This window comes from Rhizobacter sp. P2_H2, from assembly GCF_056403375.1.
In genome coordinates, this window is sequence record NZ_JBFUFP010001661.1 from 1 (window position 1) to 766 (window position 766).

General features: G+C 72.5%; 1 protein-coding gene. It reads right to left on the reverse strand.

Going from position 1 to position 766, the window contains the following annotated elements:
• A partial coding sequence (locus AC1D15_RS35450; RefSeq protein ID WP_477829775.1) for an acyltransferase family protein occupies positions 1–766 on the reverse strand: 766 nt, incomplete at both ends.

Consider the following 766-nt stretch of genomic DNA (forward strand, 5'->3'; position numbering starts at 1 on the left):
GAACGGCCCCTGGCCGGCATGCGCCACCGCGGCATGCAGCAGCCCGGCGATGGCCACGCTCTGCAGGCTGAAGCGCAGCGTCACGCGGAACAGCTCGTCGCGCACCAGCAGCGTGAGCAGCAGCAGGCCGAGGCAGGCCGCCACCAGCACCCGGCCGCGGCCCCCGATCGGCCGCGGCAGCTCGTCGAGCCACGGATTGCGCCACAGCGCCAGCACGCAGCCGACCAGGATCGCATCCACCCGCGTGTCGGTGCCCATCGTCAGGTGGTTCACCGACGCACCGTGCAGCGCGAGCGCGCAGCGCCAGCCCAGCACCACGACGCACAGGACGCCAAGCACCCCGGCCGCGCGCTGCAGGCTGGTGCGATGCAGCAGCAGCGCGACCAGCGGCGGGTACAGCAGGTAGTAGTGCTCCTCGATGGCGAGCGACCACACGACGCCGATGCCGGCCGGAACGCCCTGGAAATCGTTGGCGATCGCGTGGTAGTTGCCGGCGTACAGCAGGGCCGCGAGGAAGCCGCCCGGCGTGAAGCGGCCGTCGATGACGCCGAGCGACGACAGCAGCGCGGCCGCGACCAGCACGACGAGCAGCGGCGGCATCAGCCGCAGCAGCCGGCGCAGGTAGAAGCTGCCGAGCGCGATGCGGCCGCTGCGCTCGGCCTCGACGCGCAGCAGCGTCGTGATCAGGAAGCCGCTCAGCACGAAGAAGATCGTCACGCCGAGGCCGCCGGGCACGATCCGCTCGAGCCCGCTGTGGGCCAGGAAC